General features: G+C 45.9%; 14 protein-coding genes. 7 read left to right on the top strand and 7 right to left on the bottom strand.

What is annotated here, in order from left to right; all coding sequences use genetic code 11:
• The gene (locus ACXHJ1_RS12450; protein WP_117289160.1) at positions 1-723 is read right to left on the bottom strand and encodes an ABC transporter permease; all 723 of its coding nucleotides are present in this window, start codon (positions 721-723) and stop codon (positions 1-3) included.
• A complete protein-coding gene (locus ACXHJ1_RS12445; RefSeq protein ID WP_026065446.1) occupies positions 720-1,832 on the bottom strand; it encodes an ABC transporter ATP-binding protein in 1,113 nt (370 codons plus the stop codon). Before ACXHJ1_RS12445 ends, ACXHJ1_RS12450 begins: the two co-directional genes overlap by 4 nt.
• A gap of 427 nt (positions 1,833-2,259) precedes the next feature.
• On the opposite strand from ACXHJ1_RS12445, the gene ACXHJ1_RS12440 reads away from it, so the two are divergent.
• The 4 genes from ACXHJ1_RS12440 to ACXHJ1_RS12425 all read left to right on the top strand — a co-directional run bounded on the left by ACXHJ1_RS12440 (position 2,260) and on the right by ACXHJ1_RS12425 (position 7,350).
• Entirely contained in the window at positions 2,260-3,768 is a 1,509-nt protein-coding gene (locus tag ACXHJ1_RS12440; protein ID WP_457906135.1) for an NTTRR-F1 domain, read from the top strand.
• Positions 3,769-3,960: 192 nt separating this feature from the next.
• Positions 3,961-5,052 carry a glycosyltransferase gene (locus ACXHJ1_RS12435; protein WP_107734656.1) on the top strand — a complete coding sequence of 364 codons (1,092 nt, stop codon included), beginning with the start codon at positions 3,961-3,963 and terminating at the stop codon, positions 5,050-5,052.
• A 57-nt stretch (positions 5,053-5,109) separates the two neighbouring features.
• The gene (locus tag ACXHJ1_RS12430; protein ID WP_016820100.1) at positions 5,110-6,204 is read left to right on the top strand and encodes a tetratricopeptide repeat-containing glycosyltransferase; all 1,095 of its coding nucleotides are present in this window, start codon (positions 5,110-5,112) and stop codon (positions 6,202-6,204) included.
• Positions 6,205-6,255: 51 nt separating this feature from the next.
• Positions 6,256-7,350 (top strand): glycosyltransferase family 4 protein, encoded by a 1,095-nt coding sequence (locus ACXHJ1_RS12425; RefSeq protein WP_107734658.1) that lies wholly within the window; start codon positions 6,256-6,258, stop codon positions 7,348-7,350.
• Between the two features lie 127 nt (positions 7,351-7,477).
• Here the strand turns inward: ACXHJ1_RS12425 and ACXHJ1_RS12420 are convergent, their stop codons facing one another.
• Together ACXHJ1_RS12420 and ACXHJ1_RS12415 are read right to left on the bottom strand one after the other, a co-directional pair.
• Positions 7,478-9,331, bottom strand: coding sequence for a beta-glucoside-specific PTS transporter subunit IIABC (locus ACXHJ1_RS12420; RefSeq protein WP_174821074.1), 1,854 nt, complete (start codon positions 9,329-9,331; stop codon positions 7,478-7,480).
• Between the two features lie 71 nt (positions 9,332-9,402).
• Positions 9,403-10,683 (bottom strand): apiosidase-like domain-containing protein, encoded by a 1,281-nt coding sequence (locus tag ACXHJ1_RS12415; protein ID WP_016820097.1) that lies wholly within the window; start codon positions 10,681-10,683, stop codon positions 9,403-9,405.
• 216 nt (positions 10,684-10,899) lie between these two features.
• Here ACXHJ1_RS12415 and ACXHJ1_RS12410 point away from each other — a divergent pair, with 216 nt between their 5' ends.
• Positions 10,900-11,931, top strand: a complete 1,032-nt coding sequence (locus tag ACXHJ1_RS12410) for a LacI family DNA-binding transcriptional regulator (protein WP_457906134.1) — start codon at positions 10,900-10,902, stop codon at positions 11,929-11,931.
• A gap of 156 nt (positions 11,932-12,087) precedes the next feature.
• Here ACXHJ1_RS12410 and ACXHJ1_RS12405 read toward each other — a convergent pair whose 3' ends face one another.
• Both ACXHJ1_RS12405 and ACXHJ1_RS12400 read right to left on the bottom strand, forming a co-directional pair.
• Positions 12,088-12,993 carry an NAD(P)/FAD-dependent oxidoreductase gene (locus ACXHJ1_RS12405; protein WP_457906133.1) on the bottom strand — a complete coding sequence of 302 codons (906 nt, stop codon included), beginning with the start codon at positions 12,991-12,993 and terminating at the stop codon, positions 12,088-12,090.
• A 114-nt stretch (positions 12,994-13,107) separates the two neighbouring features.
• Positions 13,108-13,506, bottom strand: a complete 399-nt coding sequence (locus ACXHJ1_RS12400; RefSeq protein ID WP_016820094.1) for an Rrf2 family transcriptional regulator — start codon at positions 13,504-13,506, stop codon at positions 13,108-13,110.
• A 339-nt stretch (positions 13,507-13,845) separates the two neighbouring features.
• Here ACXHJ1_RS12400 and ACXHJ1_RS12395 point away from each other — a divergent pair, with 339 nt between their 5' ends.
• Positions 13,846-14,676: a TolB-like translocation protein gene (locus ACXHJ1_RS12395; RefSeq protein ID WP_045244870.1), complete on the top strand. Its 831-nt coding sequence runs from the start codon at positions 13,846-13,848 to the stop codon at positions 14,674-14,676.
• Between the two features lie 44 nt (positions 14,677-14,720).
• Here the strand turns inward: ACXHJ1_RS12395 and ACXHJ1_RS12390 are convergent, their stop codons facing one another.
• Positions 14,721-15,191, bottom strand: a complete 471-nt coding sequence (locus ACXHJ1_RS12390; RefSeq protein ID WP_016820092.1) for a L,D-transpeptidase — start codon at positions 15,189-15,191, stop codon at positions 14,721-14,723.
• Between the two features lie 409 nt (positions 15,192-15,600).
• Between ACXHJ1_RS12390 and ACXHJ1_RS12385 the strand changes: the two genes are divergently transcribed.
• Entirely contained in the window at positions 15,601-17,037 is a 1,437-nt protein-coding gene (locus ACXHJ1_RS12385) for a glycoside hydrolase family 1 protein (protein ID WP_123797597.1), read from the top strand.
• Positions 17,038-17,112: the final 75 nt, after the last annotated feature.

The following is a 17,112-nucleotide window of genomic DNA, read 5'->3' as shown; positions in this document are numbered from 1 at the left end:
TTACCTCCACCGTTTCCGTTCAACCACTTGGATACTAAATAGCAAAAAGAGCGCCGCCACCGTCACGTAGTACATCACATCGGCTCCATTCAGCAATCCTTTGGTGAAACTGTCAAACCGTGCGGTTAGTGAAAAAGGTTCCAGCCACTGCTGCAGCGCCGCAGATGCGCCCGTTTGTCCACCAAACGAATCCAGCATCCAGAACACGAGCAAGAGAATAAAACTGACGACCGCGGACATCATCTGATGCTGTGAAAGCGTCGATGCGAATAAGCCGATCGCCATCATGGCTGCGCCAAGCATAAACAGGCCGATCACGGATGTAAATACGAGCGTCCAATCCAGCGACCCATAAAAGGACATCACGACCGGATACGCCAGACTGCACAGCACCAGTATGAGCAACATGCCTAGCGCTGCCAAAAATTTACCTATCATGATTTCCGTTACACTCACAGGTGAGGTAAGCAGGAGCTCATCTGTACCCTGCCTGAATTCCTCTGCAACCAGCCGCATCGTGAGTAGTGGCACAACAAACACCAGCATGGACAATGTGTCACCGAGTACCAGCCGATAGTCCAAAATACTAGGCTGATACATCACAAAGTTCGTGTAAAATAGTAACCCCGTCAGCAACATGTACACCGCAAGCGCAAAATACGTCGTTGGGGTCCATAGATAGGCTTGCAGCTCCTTTTGACAAACTGCGAACAAACGCCTCATGACTGTTTACCTCCTGTATCCTTGTCTTCATCGACCTTGTTATCGCTGGCCAAGGCTTCTCCATGATCCACCGTGTTGACCGTTGCTTCATTCTTAGAGGTATGTAGAACATGAACCGCTGGATCGCTGCCCCCACCTTCTTCCGTCTCGCGGGTCGTTAACTGCTGGAAGATGTTTTCCAAGCTTATGTTTTCTTTTTTCATTTCCATAATCGGAAGCTTCGCATCCGACAGCACAAAAAACAGTTCTTCGCGAAAATCCTCATCAGAAGCTCCTGTAAGCAACAATCCAGTCAAATCCTGCTCTGTGACAGTCAGCTTCGTATTCGCTGAAGGCAGAGTAGGCGCCAAAGATTCAACTTGTACTTTTCCCCAAGCTCGTAGGACATCCATTACCTGCTCACGCTTGCCTTTGACCTCCACCTTCACCTTGAATCCGTCTTCCATCGAACCACCGAGCGCGTCAGGACGCCCGTCCATAACCAGTTTCCCTTCGTGGATGATCAGAACCCGATTGCACAAAGCATCCACCTCAGGCAAAATATGCGTGCTGAGCAATACCGTATGATTTTCACCAATCTCCTGAATGAGCTGACGAATCTCCAAAATCTGATTGGGGTCCAAACCCGAAGTCGGTTCATCCAGCACTAGTAAGTCCGGGTTGTGAATAATCGCACCTGCCAATCCCAGACGCTGTTTATACCCTTTGGACAAGCTGCGGACCAATTGTTTTTCACGTCCATTCAGTCCCAGTCGGGAAATCATCTCCGAAATACGCAGCTTCTGCTCTCTCGCAGGCACGTCCCGAATACTAGCTACAAACTTTAAGTAGGAACTTACAGACATATCCCCATACAAAGGAGGCGTCTCCGGCAGATAACCAATTTTGGAACGAGCCTGTCTGCCTTTATCCTGAATCGGGATACCGTCGATCGTAATTACACCCTCGTTTGGCTGAAGATACCCTGTAATCATACGCATTGTCGTCGTTTTACCCGCACCATTTGGCCCCAGGAAACCAACAATTTCACCGCGCTGCATTTCAAAATCCAATTTATGTACGCCCCGGTTGCCCTCATACCACTTGCTCACCTGTTGTACTTTGAGCACATGTTTCACCCTTTCATTGTTCGTGATTTTCCCTATGCTGCTCTCCCACCTAAAATGTTGCATGAGTAGCGGATAGCAGCAAAGTGGAGGATTTGAAGCTGGAGAAGCGATAGCGTTCGCCTTTGGTGTAGGATTCTTACCTTTAATTATCTTATCTAATCCAAGAAGAATCCTACAGCAACAGCGATCGGAAGCTCAAAGCCTTCGCGAAGCGGCCTCCTCGAACTTCATGCTACACTTTTAAATTCTAATGATAATCCCCCACATATAGCTTCAGCTTAACGACACTTAAATAGAAGCTTAAAATAATGTGTCTAAAATGTGAACTGAAAAATGCGCATCTATCCTCGTAAACTTGTACGGTTCGCCACGGCGTGGATTCGCATCTACTATCATTACAACGTGTGAAGGGAGTGCATAAAAAGCGATGACCGTATTATTTACCAATCTTGTTAATAACGGCGACTTCGAGACCGGATCTACCCTTTTTTGGAACGCCGCAAATGTAACCGTCACTAACTTATCCGTAAAAAAGACAAACTTTTATAGTGCGATCCTAGCAGGAGGCGCGGTAGATGCATCTCTTTCCCAGGTCGTTTTTGCCACACCAGGCGAAAGTTATACGTTGAGCCTGTCAGCTGCAAAAATAGGAAACTTGATTAATCCTCAAATCAACATTTTTCTGTACTACTATGACGCAACCTTTAGTTTCCTCGGTACTGGGCTAACTACCTATCTGAGCGCAGGCACATTACCTGATGCTGTGAATGGGACATGGCAAACCCTGTATGAAGTAACAGCTCCTGTTCCAGCTAACGCAGCCTTTGCCTTTTTGGTTATTAGCAAAAATGCCTTAGCTAACACCGCTAATGTAGCCATTGATTCCGTTGCCCTTGTTAAAGCAAGTGCAACTGGAGCTGTGGGACCAACCGGACCTGCGGGGCCGACTGGTGCTACAGGCGCTAGTGGCGATACAGGTGCTACGGGGCCTGCGGGTGCTACAGGCGCCACGGGCGCTACTGGACCTGCCGGACCTACAGGTGCTACGGGCGACGTTGGCGCTACGGGGCCTGCCGGACCTACAGGTGCTACGGGCGACGTTGGCGCTACCGGACCTGCCGGACTTACGGGTGCCACGGGTGACACGGGCGCTACTGGACCTGCCGGACCTACGGGTGCTACGGGCGACGTTGGCGCTACGGGGCCTGCCGGACCTACGGGTGCCACAGGCGACATTGGCGCTACGGGGCCTGCCGGACCTACGGGTGCCACAGGCGACATTGGCGCTACGGGGCCTGCCGGACCTACGGGTGCCACAGGCGACACGGGCGCTACGGGGCCTGCCGGACCTACAGGTGCTACGGGCGACGTTGGCGCTACCGGACCTGCCGGACCTACGGGTGCCACGGGCGACGTTGGCGCTACGGGGCCTGCCGGACCTACGGGTGCTACGGGCGACGTTGGCGCTACCGGACCTGCCGGACCTACGGGTGCCACAGGCGACATTGGCGCTACGGGGCCTACCGGACCTGCTGGACCTACAGGTGCCACAGGCGACACGGGTGCTACGGGCGACGTTGGCGCTACGGGGCCTGCCGGACCTACAGGTACCACAGGCGACACAGGCGCTACGGGGCCTGCCGGACCTACGGGTGCCACGGGCGACATTGGCGCTACCGGGCCTGCCGGACCTACAGGTGCTACGGGCGACGTTGGTGCTACGGGACCTGCTGGACCTATCGGACCTATCGGTCCTATTGGCGACACTGGACCTGTCGGACCTACGGGCGACACGGGACCGATTGGACCAACTGGACCGACCGGGCCATTTGGTCTTGGCTTTACCGGTCCAATTGGACCGACTGGACCTACAGGACCTATCGGACCTACGGGGCCAACTGGTCCTACTGGACCCACTGGGCCGACCGGACTCTAATCTTCTATTATTACCACATCATGGACTTAAACGACGTATCATATCCTACCGCCAAAGCCTCTTAGCAAGTTATGGCTTTGCCATCCTTGCCCTGCCGCAATTGCGGCAGGGCTTCTATAATCAGATCTCTTTTAATTCCAATTTTAGGTTTGACCTCAATCCTTAAATGGTTCCCAAAGGAGTGATACTCAATTGATCAGTATCAGCCTGTGCATGATCGTCAAAAATGACCAACATACCATCGGCCCTTGCCTTGAATCGGTCCATCATATTGTAGATGAAATCAACATCGTGGACACAGGTTCACAGGATCGGACTATTGACATATGTCGCAGCTTTACAGATCGGATTTTTCCGTTTGAATGGGTAGATCATTTTGCCCTTGCACGTAACTATTCATTTGAGCAAGCTACGCAGGAGTACATTCTCTGGCTGGATGCCGATGACATTTTCAAGGAGCAGGATGCTATCAAGCTGCTTGAGCTAAAGCATACTCTTGATTCCTCAGCTATATCAACCGTGGATGCAGTGTCCATGAAGTATCATTATGCCTTCGATGATCATGGCAATGTCACCCTGCATTTTCGTCGGAATCGCTTGGTCAGACGGTCGGCCGGGTTCCGTTGGCATGGAGCCGTGCATGAGTATCTCGCCGTAGACGGAAATATTCTACATGCGGATATTGCCATAACTCACACCAGAACACATACCCATTCCCCGGGCCGAAATCTGCGAATTTATGAGAAGCAGCTCGCCCAAGGCCATGACTTCTCTCCCCGCGACCGCTACTATTACGCTAACGAGCTTAGAGACAATGGAAAATATGAGCAGGCCGTGCAGGCTTACCGAGACTTTCTAAACACCGAACAAGGCTGGGTAGAGGACGCAATTAGTGCATGTGGCAAAATGGCTGACTGTCTGCAACAACTCGGCAAGCTGGAGGAAAGTATTACCGCGGCTCTCCGTAGCCTGACCTTCGATACGCCTAGAGCGGAGCTTTGTTGTCGGATGGGTCATTATTTTTTGCATAAAAATGAGATTCCCAAAGCCGTTTACTGGTACGACATGGCTACCACTCTGAATCCTCCTAACACGCTGGGCCCGGTACAAGACGCATACCAAACATGGTTTCCTCATATCCAGCTATGCATTTGCCATTTTCGGCTAAAAGACTATACACGTGCGAACTGGCACAATGAGCAAGCAGCCACGTACGTTCCCAATGACCCGCATGTCCAGCATAATCGACAATATTTCAGCTCAATCCTGAACCCTTCCCAATAGAGATGCCTCCCATAGCCAGCCATCATTCTTTAAGTCAATCAAAGGAGGAGCAAACCAATGCAACCACAGAAACGGTACAAGATAGCGGTCTATGCCATCAGCAAAAATGAAGCCCGATTCGCCAAGCGCTGGATGAACTCCATGCGGGAAGCTGATGTTGTCATTGTAGCCGACACCGGTTCTACAGACGACACCGTTGCTCTACTGCGCGAGGCGGGTGCAGAGGTACATCCTATTCAGGTAGTCCCTTGGCGTTTTGACAAGGCTCGCAATGAGTCCCTGCGGCTGGTCCCTGATGATGTAGATATTTGTGTCTGTACAGATCTGGATGAAGTCTGGGAGGAGGGATGGCGGTCGCGCCTGGAAAGCAACTGGAAGGATGGAACGACTCGAATGCTGTATGCCTTTACACATGGACAGCCTGGAAGGGATACCGCTCATACATGGTTCTGGAAAGAAAAAATACACACTCGTCATGGCTACCACTGGGTACGCCCGGTTCATGAAGTGCTTGAATATATCGGGGAAGGCGAAGAACACAGCATCCGATCGGGCCAGCTCCGCTTGTATCATGATCCCGATCCGCACAAGTCACGCAGTCAATACCTTCCACTGCTAGAGCAGTCTGTACGTGAATTTCCCGAGGATGATCGCAATATGCATTACTTGGGGCGAGAATATATGTATCATGCCCGTTGGGACGAATGCATCACTACGCTGCAACAACATCTTGCCATGCCACAGGCGCGCTGGGCCGATGAACGCAGCGCTTCGATGCGTTTTATCGCTAGAGCGTATAAGGCAACTGAACAATGGCATGAGGCTGCACGTTGGTTATACCGTGCTATTGCGGAAGCGCCCTATTTACGTGAACCTTACACGGAAATGGCTCAGCTTGCCTATCATACACGGAACTGGCCCGCCGTCTATCATATGGTCGAAGAAGCACTGCGCATTTCGACACGACCAGATACGTATATGCAAGAGGATTTTTGCTGGGATGCTACTTTGTATGATCTTGGAGCCCTCGCTTGCTATGAGTTGGGCCTAATACACAAAGCCTGTGAATTTGCGAAAGAAGCAACAGAACGCTCTCCGGAAGATTCTCGCCTTCGCCATAATTATGCGCTAATTCAATCCAGGCTTCCATAGAAACCCACACCCCGTCCTGTAGGTTGAATAACTTGGTATAAGAACTTGTGGTTGGCAAAGGAGGTTATTGAGATCAAAGTTCTATTTACTTTTTATATACCCAGCGGTGGCGTGGAAACCTTGAACCGCCAACGCTGTAAAGCGCTCATTCAGGACGGGATTGAATGTCATCTTCTCTATTATCAGCAGGGTACAGGGATGCAAAACCTGCAAGGCGATATTCCGGTGTTCATGACTTCCTCTGAAGAAGAAATTCGAAAACTGGTGGAGACTCATCGCTACGATGCAATTATCGTCTCTTCGGACTATCCTATGCTCCCTAGACTGCGGATGTTGGGCTATCAAGGGATATTAATCTATGAATCACAAGGCTTTGGCACTCACGAAGAAGCTGCTTGGGTTGTTGCAGATGCATCTCCGTATCTTCAAAATTATGCTGACGCGGTGCTTCTACCCGATACAACTCACCTCGTGCAGCTATTTTCCAGCATGTGTCCATGGCTTAATCGTTTTGTATTTCCAAACGTATTGGATACTAGCGTATTTAATTATGTACCTAACACTCCCCCGGTTAATCCGGTCATTGCATGGGTTGGGAGGCTAGAGCCCAATAAAAATTGGCGGCATTTTATCGACATATCTTACTGGATGCTGCAAAATCGTGCTGATCTTCGGATTTGGATGTTCTATGATGACACCTTGTCGCAGCCGAAGGATAAAATACAATTCGAGAACATGCTTGCTCAGCTTGGCATGTCCACAATCATTGAGCGTTTTAAAAGCGTGCCTCATGCGAAAATGCCTTTGTATTATTCCATGATTGGCGACTCGGGTGGGTATCTGCTCTCGACTTCACTGGTGGAGGGATTCGGCTACGCGGTAGCTGAGGCCATGGCCTGTCGTTGCCCGGTCTTAAGCTCTGATTCAGACGGAGTACGAGCATTCATTGACCATAACGAAACCGGCAAGTTTTATCAGCAGGGAGACATTTTACAGGCGGTACTGCAAGGACTAGACCTTATGAACAACGTCCCTCATCGCGAATCTATCCGCCAGAAGGGGCGTACACGGATCGTTAACCTGTTGGCGCCAGATAAATATGTGCGCTCCTTCCGGCAGATGATGAGCTCGTTGGGTGTACGGTAACCTGCTATTGTAGTACATGCCGCAAAAGTCTGTTTCATGATCCAAAAAAGCTGACGACAACCCTATTTTTACACACGGGCCATCGTCAGCTTGATGCGTTTGCTGTGCATTACTGAATATTAGGGAACTATCTGATCTTCAATAAGCGTTCTCCTGTATGAATATCCTTCGAGTTTTCAGCTAAGATATCTGTGTACACCGCAGTATTGGTTACTATAACAGAGGTGGTGAGATCATATCCTTCATCCACTATAGCTTTTGGATCAAATTCAACCAGCTTGTCCCCTTTTTGAATCGTATCTCCTTCAGACACAAAAGAAGTGAAATGTTTTCCTTTCAAGCTGACCGTATTAATTCCAATGTGAATGAGCAGTTCAACTCCATCCTCAGAGATCAGTCCAATCGCATGTTTTGTTTTGAAAACGGTAACAACAGTTCCGTTAAACGGTGCGTAAGCTACCCCTTCTTGGGGGATAATGGCGGCTCCCTGACCCATCGCACCACTGGAGAAAGCCTCATCTTTCACTGCGGTCAAACGAATCAATTCACCGTTTAAAGGACTAAATACCGTTTTTTCTTCCGCTTTGTTTTCAACTACAACCTTAATTTCAGGCGCGGGTTTCGCATTCTTATAGCCGAAAAGATAGGTCAGAATAAATCCGACTACAAAAGCGACAACCAAAGATATAATAAAGCCAATGAAGCCTGCATCTATCCCCTTTGGATTAATGAATAAAGGGATACCAAAAATCCCGCCTGAGGCAAATCCATATGCTGTTGAGCCGAGTAAGCCCGCTGCAGCTCCTCCTACACCCCCAGCGATCGAGGCTAAAATAAACGGTTTTTTGGTGGGTAGCGTAACCCCGTAAATAGCTGGTTCAGTAACCCCCATCAAGCCCGCGATGGTAGCAGAAGTGGCAATGGGTTTTAATTTAGGATCGCGTGATTTCAAAGCAATGGCAAAAGCCGCACCTGTTTGCGCAAACGTAGTACAGAACAGCATACCATTAATCGGATCAAACCCGTTCGTAACTACATTATTCAAGAGAATTGGAATGAATGCCCAATGCAAGCCGAAGATAATAATGCCCTGCCAGAATCCTGCCAGAACGAGACCAGCTATAGCCGGACTTAACTGGTAAATCCACATGGAGCCTTTGGCTAATCCATCGCTGATTATAGTTGCTATCGGCCCGACAACCAGAAAAACAATCGGTGATATAATGACCAAGGTCAGAAAAGGCACAATGAACATTTTAATGGAAGCAGGTGCATACTTACTAATAAATTTTTCAACCTTAGCTGCCAAGAACGCCCCAATAATGATAGGTATAACAGAAGAAGTATAATTAATCAGAACGACAGGTATGGTCAAAAAGGACAGCGCCGTTTTATCCGTAAAAGCCGAAGTAATGGTCGGATACACCAAGGCGGCCCCCAAAACAGCAGACAGATACGGGTTTCCTCCGAATTTTTTACCTGCCGAAAACCCTAGAATAACTGGAAAGAAATAAAACATAGCGTCTGCTGTTGCATATAAAATTTTGTATGTGCCCATCTGATCAGTCATCCAGCCCAGAGATGTGCATAAAGCCAGCAATCCTTTTAGAATCCCCACAGCAGCGAGCACACCCACAACGGGCATGAACACGCCTGAGATCACATCGACAAATCGGCTGAACAGGCTCGCTTTTTCATTCTTTTGATCGTTTTCAACTGTCTGGTCTCCGTGCTTTACTCCCATCGTATCCAAAAGAGCCTCGTATACTTTGGGAACCTCATTCCCGATGACCACCTGGAATTGGCCGCCACTTTCCACGACGGTAATGACACCGTCAATCTGTTTAATTTTTTCTTTATCTGGCAATTGGTTATCCTTCAATTTGAATCTCAAACGAGTGACACAGTGAATGACACTGTTCACATTTTCGTTTCCCCCCACCGATCTAAGCACTTCTCTAGCTGTCTTTTGGTAATCCATCATGATCACTCCTGGATGCGTTTTCTATTTCTCCACTCCACCTGTTAGCTTACTCCTGTTCTTCTCTAGTTTTATTTCGTTCCGATGATCACAACATCGCTTTCAAAACCATGCATATCAATGACGGATTGATCAGCCTGGACATCCACCTCCGTTTGGGCAAATCGTCTCTCCGCTAAATCAATGGTTGTAAACTTGTAGTCCTGCACGTTGATATTTAGCCGCACCTTCGTGTTCACCGGGATATACAAGACGAGGGTATTCTCGTTCCCCGCAGCTCTGATCTCCTCTGTCTTGTTTAAAACAATATCCAACGGCTTTATGCCAATCAGGTTGTACATTTCAAACAAATATTTGATAAAGGAATAATCCCATGCGCCCTCAAAACGCAGTGCTGTTCTCCAATCATAGGGACTATCAAAGCCCTCTCCTTCGACAATACCGAACTTCTTGCCTTTTTTATGCCAACTCCAAATGCCATGCGCTCCATAGGTAATTCCCGCTCCCCCGCCTGCCAGAAGACTGTGCCATGCTGCTTTTCTGGCATCTAGTGCAGTGTATCTTCCATACACATTGCGGCTGTAACTGATCTGTTCATAGCAAGGTTCTCCATTGATGACGGGACGTATCTCCGGCTTGTGATAAAAATGCTGGGCAATCTCATGGGCGACATGCTGAAACTCCGAATTATGTCCTGATTGATACATATAAAATCCAAGACCCTTGTGTTGCTCAAAAGCTTCAGGAATTTCCCTCAATCTCCCTTGGATATGCAGCGTAGTCAAGCTTGCCGGGCTTAATTGTTGTACCGTTTCCAGCGCCTTCAAATAGTACGCATTAGCACGTTCTGTAGGAAAATCAGTGTCCCCGCTGATCAAATAAACAGGCTCGAATCGGGAATAGCGGTTTACAACATAAGTTACATAGCTTTCAACGCAATCCAGCGGCATTTTATTGCCCTTCTGGAACATTTCAGCCCATGTATCCGGTACATAGTTACACCACAACAGAACCAGTGCTGGAATAAAGCCGCGCTCGACAGCCATCTGGATCATGACTTCCGCCCGCTCAAAATAAGCTTCGTTTAAGGTATGGTAGTCAAAATCTCCATTTTCCAGTAATGCAAACGGCTGTAGATTCAGGTCTGATTCGCTGGCATCCCATTGTCGGAGCATATTGATCTGTAAAACGTTGAAACCCTGCATTTTTCGATAGTCCAGATAATCGCTCCACTCTTCAATAGTGGCGTTGGTAAATACGCTCCAGACGGTATCCGCCAAGTAAAAGAAAGGCTTGCCCTTTTTCACAAAACTTCTTTGATTTTCAGCCATGCTTAAGCTCAAACAAATCACCCCTTCACTCATAAACTAAACTAAACTAATGTATAATTTTATACGATATTGAATAAAATAAACTAAATAAAGCGTTCACAATTGAATATTAACACTATGCACCCGAAAAGGTCAACTCATTTCATCTGTTGTTTGTTTAGTTTAATTTATAAACTAAACTTTATTATATAATCATGATATAATTTATATAGTTTAGTCCAATGGGAGGTTCCAACGTTGAAAATAGATGATATTGCGAAGCTTGCCGGTGTTTCAAAATCAGCCGTCTCTTTAGCATTTAATAACAAACCCGGTGTTAGCGAAGAAACCAAAGAACATATATTAAGAATTGCCCACGAGCATGGATATAGACCACGTACCATGAAGTCAAATAAGGAATTTACGAAGAATCACCATGTCATTCGTTTTGTTGCATGCAAAAATACAGGCATCGTGACCGAGCAATATGAATCACTTCCATTTTTCAATGAATTGATCCATCATATTACCCATCAGGTGAGAGAACATGGTAATACTTTGATTTTCTCGTCATTTGATAGCCATAGCCTTGAAGAAGAATTGTCTGCTCTGGAGAAGGACCAGCCTTCTTCAGGTATACTTCTGCTGGGCACCAATTTAACATCCGAGACTATTCATTCCTTACAATCCATTCATTCCAATATCGTTATTTTGGATACCTGCTTTGAACACGTTGATGCCAGTTTTGTATCGATTAATAACTATCTTGGGGGGTACCAGGCAGGCCAATATTTAATCCAGTCTGGACACAGAAATATAGGATACGTACAATCCAGTACCAGAATTCTTAACTTTACAAAACGAAAAGAGGGGTTCATGGCTGCTTTAGAGGAGCACAATCTTGCCATAGGTCATGGGCTTACATTTGATATGCACCCGATGCTTGTCATGTCACAGGACGCATTTAAAACAGCTATTCATAAACTGAATGAGCTGCCTTCGGCCCTATTTTGTGAGAATGATTATATGGCGATCAGTGCTATTAAAACGTTTCAGGAAATGAACATTCGAGTGCCTGAACAAATTTCCGTCATGGGGTTTGATAATATTCATGAAGCTAAGGTCATTAGCCCGGAGCTCACAACCATTCATGTGAAAAAGGATATTTTGGCCCGAACGGCTGTAAACTTGCTGATGGAAAGGCTTAATCACAATCAGGATCACCATACTCAGGTTCTTGTGAATACAGAGGTTATTGAAAGAAGGTCTTGTATAGACGCAGAATTATAATTAAGTGAATAGAAAAAGGCCGCCATATAGGCGGCCTTTCAGCTTTTATACTTCTGAATTGTGATTTTATAGCGAATGGATCTAAGCGTTACCGGAAACGATAAATTCTCACTTCTCCTCATTATCTTTAACTATCATGAGAGCTTCAATTTCCCGTCATTCGTTAAAGTCTTCCTCTGTCAAATCCAGGTTTACACTCGCAGCGGTTCGGCTACCGTCGGCCGCAGCAAAAATCAACTGAGAAGGCATGAAGTATGAAGAATCACCCGCAGCATATACACCAGGAATGGAGGTTCTCCCCGCTCCATCCGTTTGAATCCCGCCCGACTCGGTCCTTTCACAGCCCAAACGTTCTCCAAACGGTGCACTTTGCACAAATTGGGGGGTCACAAAGCCGCCGGCCCTTGGGACTTGAGTACCGTCCGTAAAGGACACATACTCCAGCTGTCCATGGTGACCAATGAACGCGGCAACAGGCTGCTCCATTACCGCGACTCCTTTAGATTGAAGTCGTTCTTTTTGCTCGTCCGACAAGAATGCCTGACCGTTCGTGCAGACAAGCAAATCCTTACTCCAGTTCAGGAGCAGTTTGGCTGTGTGATATATAGCTGGCGACTCAGAGACGAGGACAAGCGGTTGATCCCGTAACTCCCAGCCATCGCAATAAGGGCAATTAAACAAACTTCTTCCGTAGAACGTGTAAAAACCTTTGATCTCAGGGAATATCTCCTTTACACCCATCGCCAGTATCAATTTTCGCGCTTGAACACGAAGGCCTGAAGAATCAAATACCTCGAATTCGGATTCATTTTTCGTAACTGAAATAACCTCGGTTTGCAGATGATGCACAGATGGATACCGCAGTACTTCCTCATAAGCTACGCGGCGGAACTCGGCCGGCGTTACGCCATCTCTCGTAATGAAACCGTGCGACGCATGCGTAACCGCATTTCTGGGCCGGTTATTATCGATCAAAGCCACACTTCTTCTTGCCCTGCCCAGTACAAGGGCTGCATTCAATCCAGCAGGTCCTCCCCCAATAATAGCGCAATCGTACAACATAACATCCAGCTCCTTTTACAAAGATATTAAAGACTCTTTATATCTATGATTAAAACAAAAAAAACACTTCACATAACTGGCGATCACCTTCTCTCTATTTATAGCCGCTCCCCTTTATACTTGCGCTTGCTTTTGGGCTAAATCGACCAATTTCGTATTTTTAAGATGGCCCTCCATTTTTTCCTCCGCTTCCCTCATTACAGCTTGAATCAGACATTCTGATCCATGGACAAAATCACATTCAAACAATGAATTCGTCCCTTCAATCGCATGGATAATATCCAAAAAGGTAATATCGTCTTTATTGCGGGATAAGCGATAGCCCCCATTGGCTCCAGAGACCGATTCGATCATCCCCGCCTTCACAAGCCTCGTCAAAATTTTTGAAAGATACGTGGGTGAGACATTTTGGGATTCGGCCAATTGCTGGACACCTACGGGCTTCACCGACGAATCCTCAACGAGCATGAGCATGGTGTGCAGTGCATAATTGGTTGCTTTGGTAAATTTCATAACTACACCTCATTCACAGACTTATTGTATCTATAATATCTCTGAATCTGCAGGAATGTCAAGATTATAGGTTAAGTATAGAAAATCGAAGGGAAAAATTGCATTTTGCCTTCACCTCAATAACATCCGACCTTATAACAGAATGTTTGACTTGGGCTGGCCTGCTAGAGCGGGCGAAAGTATCACTCGCTCCTTCATGTTTTCCAATTGTTATGTAATTTTTTTCAATAAACAAGAAACAAATTCACGATTTCCACGTCTATGTATATAGATTTAATTTTAGGAAAACCTTGGATCAAGTCCTGAAGCCCAATATTTTTTTACAAAGGAGCAATTAAAATGAAAAATCCAAGATTAAAATACGCTACTGCTTTCCTGTCTAGTATAGTGCTTGTGGGAAGTGTAAGTGGCTTTTCTATTGCCAATGCTAATAGCACTTTACGCCCTAATACGCATGTTCAAAGTTCAGTTAATACTATAAATCCATCTGTTTACCAGTCTATAACCAAATTTAAAAAGAGCGAGACCCCAAATCAGGTGATTTGGAAGGAGAACAACGTTTCGTTAGTGGCCAAAAAAATGGAGCTAGAAAATGCACCAAGCTCTGAGAAGAGTGTTATTACATCTATAACGATCAAAACAGGAGAACAGAATTACACCATTAAAACAGATGGATATAATGATAAACTGCGTAATATATCGAGCGCAGTATTATCTCCTTCTAATACATGGTTGGCTATCCAGGCACGGCGCAGTGCAGGAGATACGTTATTACTGATCAATCTTAAAACTGGAAAATCTACCATTGTAAATGATCTTTTAAAAGCTAAAGGCAAAAAAAATGTAGAATCCATTGCTGCTTATAACTGGTCACCTAAAGAAGATCAAATTGCCTTTTCGTACGGTGATACATCAAGCAGCTCCATAGCCATTTATAACACCAAGAAGGATGCCTTTATATATCTTCCTAGGGAAACGGATTACATTAGCACAAGTCTGATTTTATGGCATAAAAATGGAAAAAGTTTAGACTATATAAGTGAGTATCCATCTGACCAAAAGAAGTTGTACAGATACTCAATGGACAGCAAAAAGGTGAAACCTGTTAAAAAAATTAGCCAGAACGAATTTCAAAAATGGTTCAAACTTGATAAATACAGTACAAATTAATACCAAATAGGGCGGAGTAAATCCCGCCCTTTGAATTTTTTGTTCTAGTTTATTGTGATTTTGCCGGAACTTCCGTTTTGCTCAAGCACTTGAATTAGTGCTCTTTGGTCACTGTTAGAAAGTCGGATGCAACCGTATGTTGGACGCAGAGGATACCAAGTCAGAGATGTGCTTGTAGCAGGGTCTCCGCCATGAATCATAATTTCGTCGCGGCCATTATTTGTAGCAGTCAGGAAGTTCCCACTTACTGCTTGATTCAGCCACACACGCTTATAAGGACCATAAGAATAGTCAGAGTCACCTTTCGCATAAACAATTGTTTTCGCAACCCCCGTAGGAATGTCTGCATATTTAAGTCTCCAGTTCGTATGGTCGTTACCATTCTTCGGATCATTTGATCCACGGCCTAAAGCTTCTACAGGTCCAAATACCAAACTACCACTATCGTTATAAACTTTCAGTGTTCCTTTGTAATCTCGATTAGATGGAAAATTAGCAATAATGTGATAACCCATTGTTAAACGCCTCCATTTAGTTTAGTTGAGAGTAGATTTGATAGAGTCGCTAACATCTAAATGGCTCCACATTCTTTAATGTTAGTCTTCAATTCCCTCTCACTTATGTAGGTGATTTAAGGCTGCGAATTACAACCAAATCGTGGCGTCACCAGAAGCAGCTTATCGTCAAGGGCTCTTTATTTTTTGTATGATGAACTCTGGATCGAAATATTGAAAAATTGCGTTCATAGCCTCTACGTTGGATTTGTTTGAGCAAGCTCTACTAATTTCATAAACTTATCATCTCATCTATTTTTCGTTCCTCGAAATTGCCAACAAGCGAACGACTGAATAATGCGCTAATGTAGAGATACACCCGCAGAGGATCGCTATGGGAAATCTATAGAATGAAAAGGAGAAACATATCATGGCTAAACACACAATACAAATTCCACCGAATTTTATTATGGGGGCAGCGGCTTCCGCCTGGCAGACAGAGGGCTGGAGCGGTAAACAGGAAGGTCAGGACTCGTATCTGGACGTATGGTACAAAAATGACCGCTATGTCTGGCACAATGGATATGGACCCGCGGGTGCAACTGATTTTTATAATCGTTACACCGAGGATATTGCGCTGATGAAGCAGATTGGACTTACTCATTATCGCACCTCTATTAATTGGTCCCGCTTCTTAACGGATTATGAGAATGTGGTGGTGGATGAAACCTATGCGGATTATATGGACCGGGTCATCAATGAGTTAATTGCAAGCGGAATCGAGCCGATGATTTGTCTGGAACACTATGAATTACCTGCTTATTTGCTCGACAAATATGAGGGCTGGTCTTCCAAGCATGTGGTAGAGCTGTTTGTGAAATATGCGGAAAAGGTGTTTGAACGGTACGGGGATCGGGTCAAGCACTGGTTTACGTTTAATGAGCCCATTGTTGTACAGACTCGCGTCTATCTGGATGCCCTTCGCTATCCCTATGAACAAAACACACGGAAGTGGATGCAATGGAACTACAACAAAACGCTGGCTACCGCAAAGTGCGTACAGCTTTTCAAAGCCAAAAATTATAGTCAGAACGGGGCTAAAATAGGTGCTATTTTGAATCCCGAAGTGACTTATGCCCGATCCAGCGCCCCTCATGACCAGTACGCAGCACATGTGTATGATTTATTTTACAATCGGATATTTCTGGACCCGCTTATAAAAGGCGAATACCCGCAAGAATTGTTCGAGCTCATGAGCAAGCATGATATTGCATTTGAGGCTACAACGGAAGAGCTGGCCTTGATTAAGGAAAATACCGTGGACTACGTTGGGATCAATCTCTATTATCCCCACCGGGTCAAAGCGCAGAGTAAAGCGTGGAACGAAAACAATCCTTTTCACCCCTCTTACTACTATGAGCATTTCGATCTTCCGGGTAAAAGAATGAACAAGTCACGGGGCTGGGAAATTTATCCCAAGATCATTTACGATATGGGCATACGTATCAAGAACGAATATAACAATATCGAGTGGTTTGTCGCGGAAAATGGCATGGGCATTGAGAATGAAGCTGCTTTCAAAAATGAGGAACACATCATTCAGGACGACTATCGGATTGACTTTATAAGTGAGCATTTATACTACACGTTACAAGCTGTAGACGCAGGCTCCAACTGTACAGGTTATATGCTGTGGGCCTTCACAGACAACGTTTCTCCTATGAATGCTTTTAAAAATCGTTATGGACTGGTGGAAATTAATCTGGAAAATGATCGAAGTCGGCATTTGAAGAAATCGGGCTACTGGTATCAAGCTGTTATCAAGGAGCGCTCATTTGTTGCTGATCTGGATGAAGAGTATAAGTAGTTAAATGGACAAGCTGGCTGGCGAAAACATATAAATTCGTCCAAACCAAAAAGAGGCTGAGAGGTTCTCTCAGTC

The sequence above is a fragment of the Paenibacillus sp. ALE2 genome (genome assembly GCF_054113385.1).
This window is presented reverse-complemented; position numbering and strand designations above follow the sequence as displayed.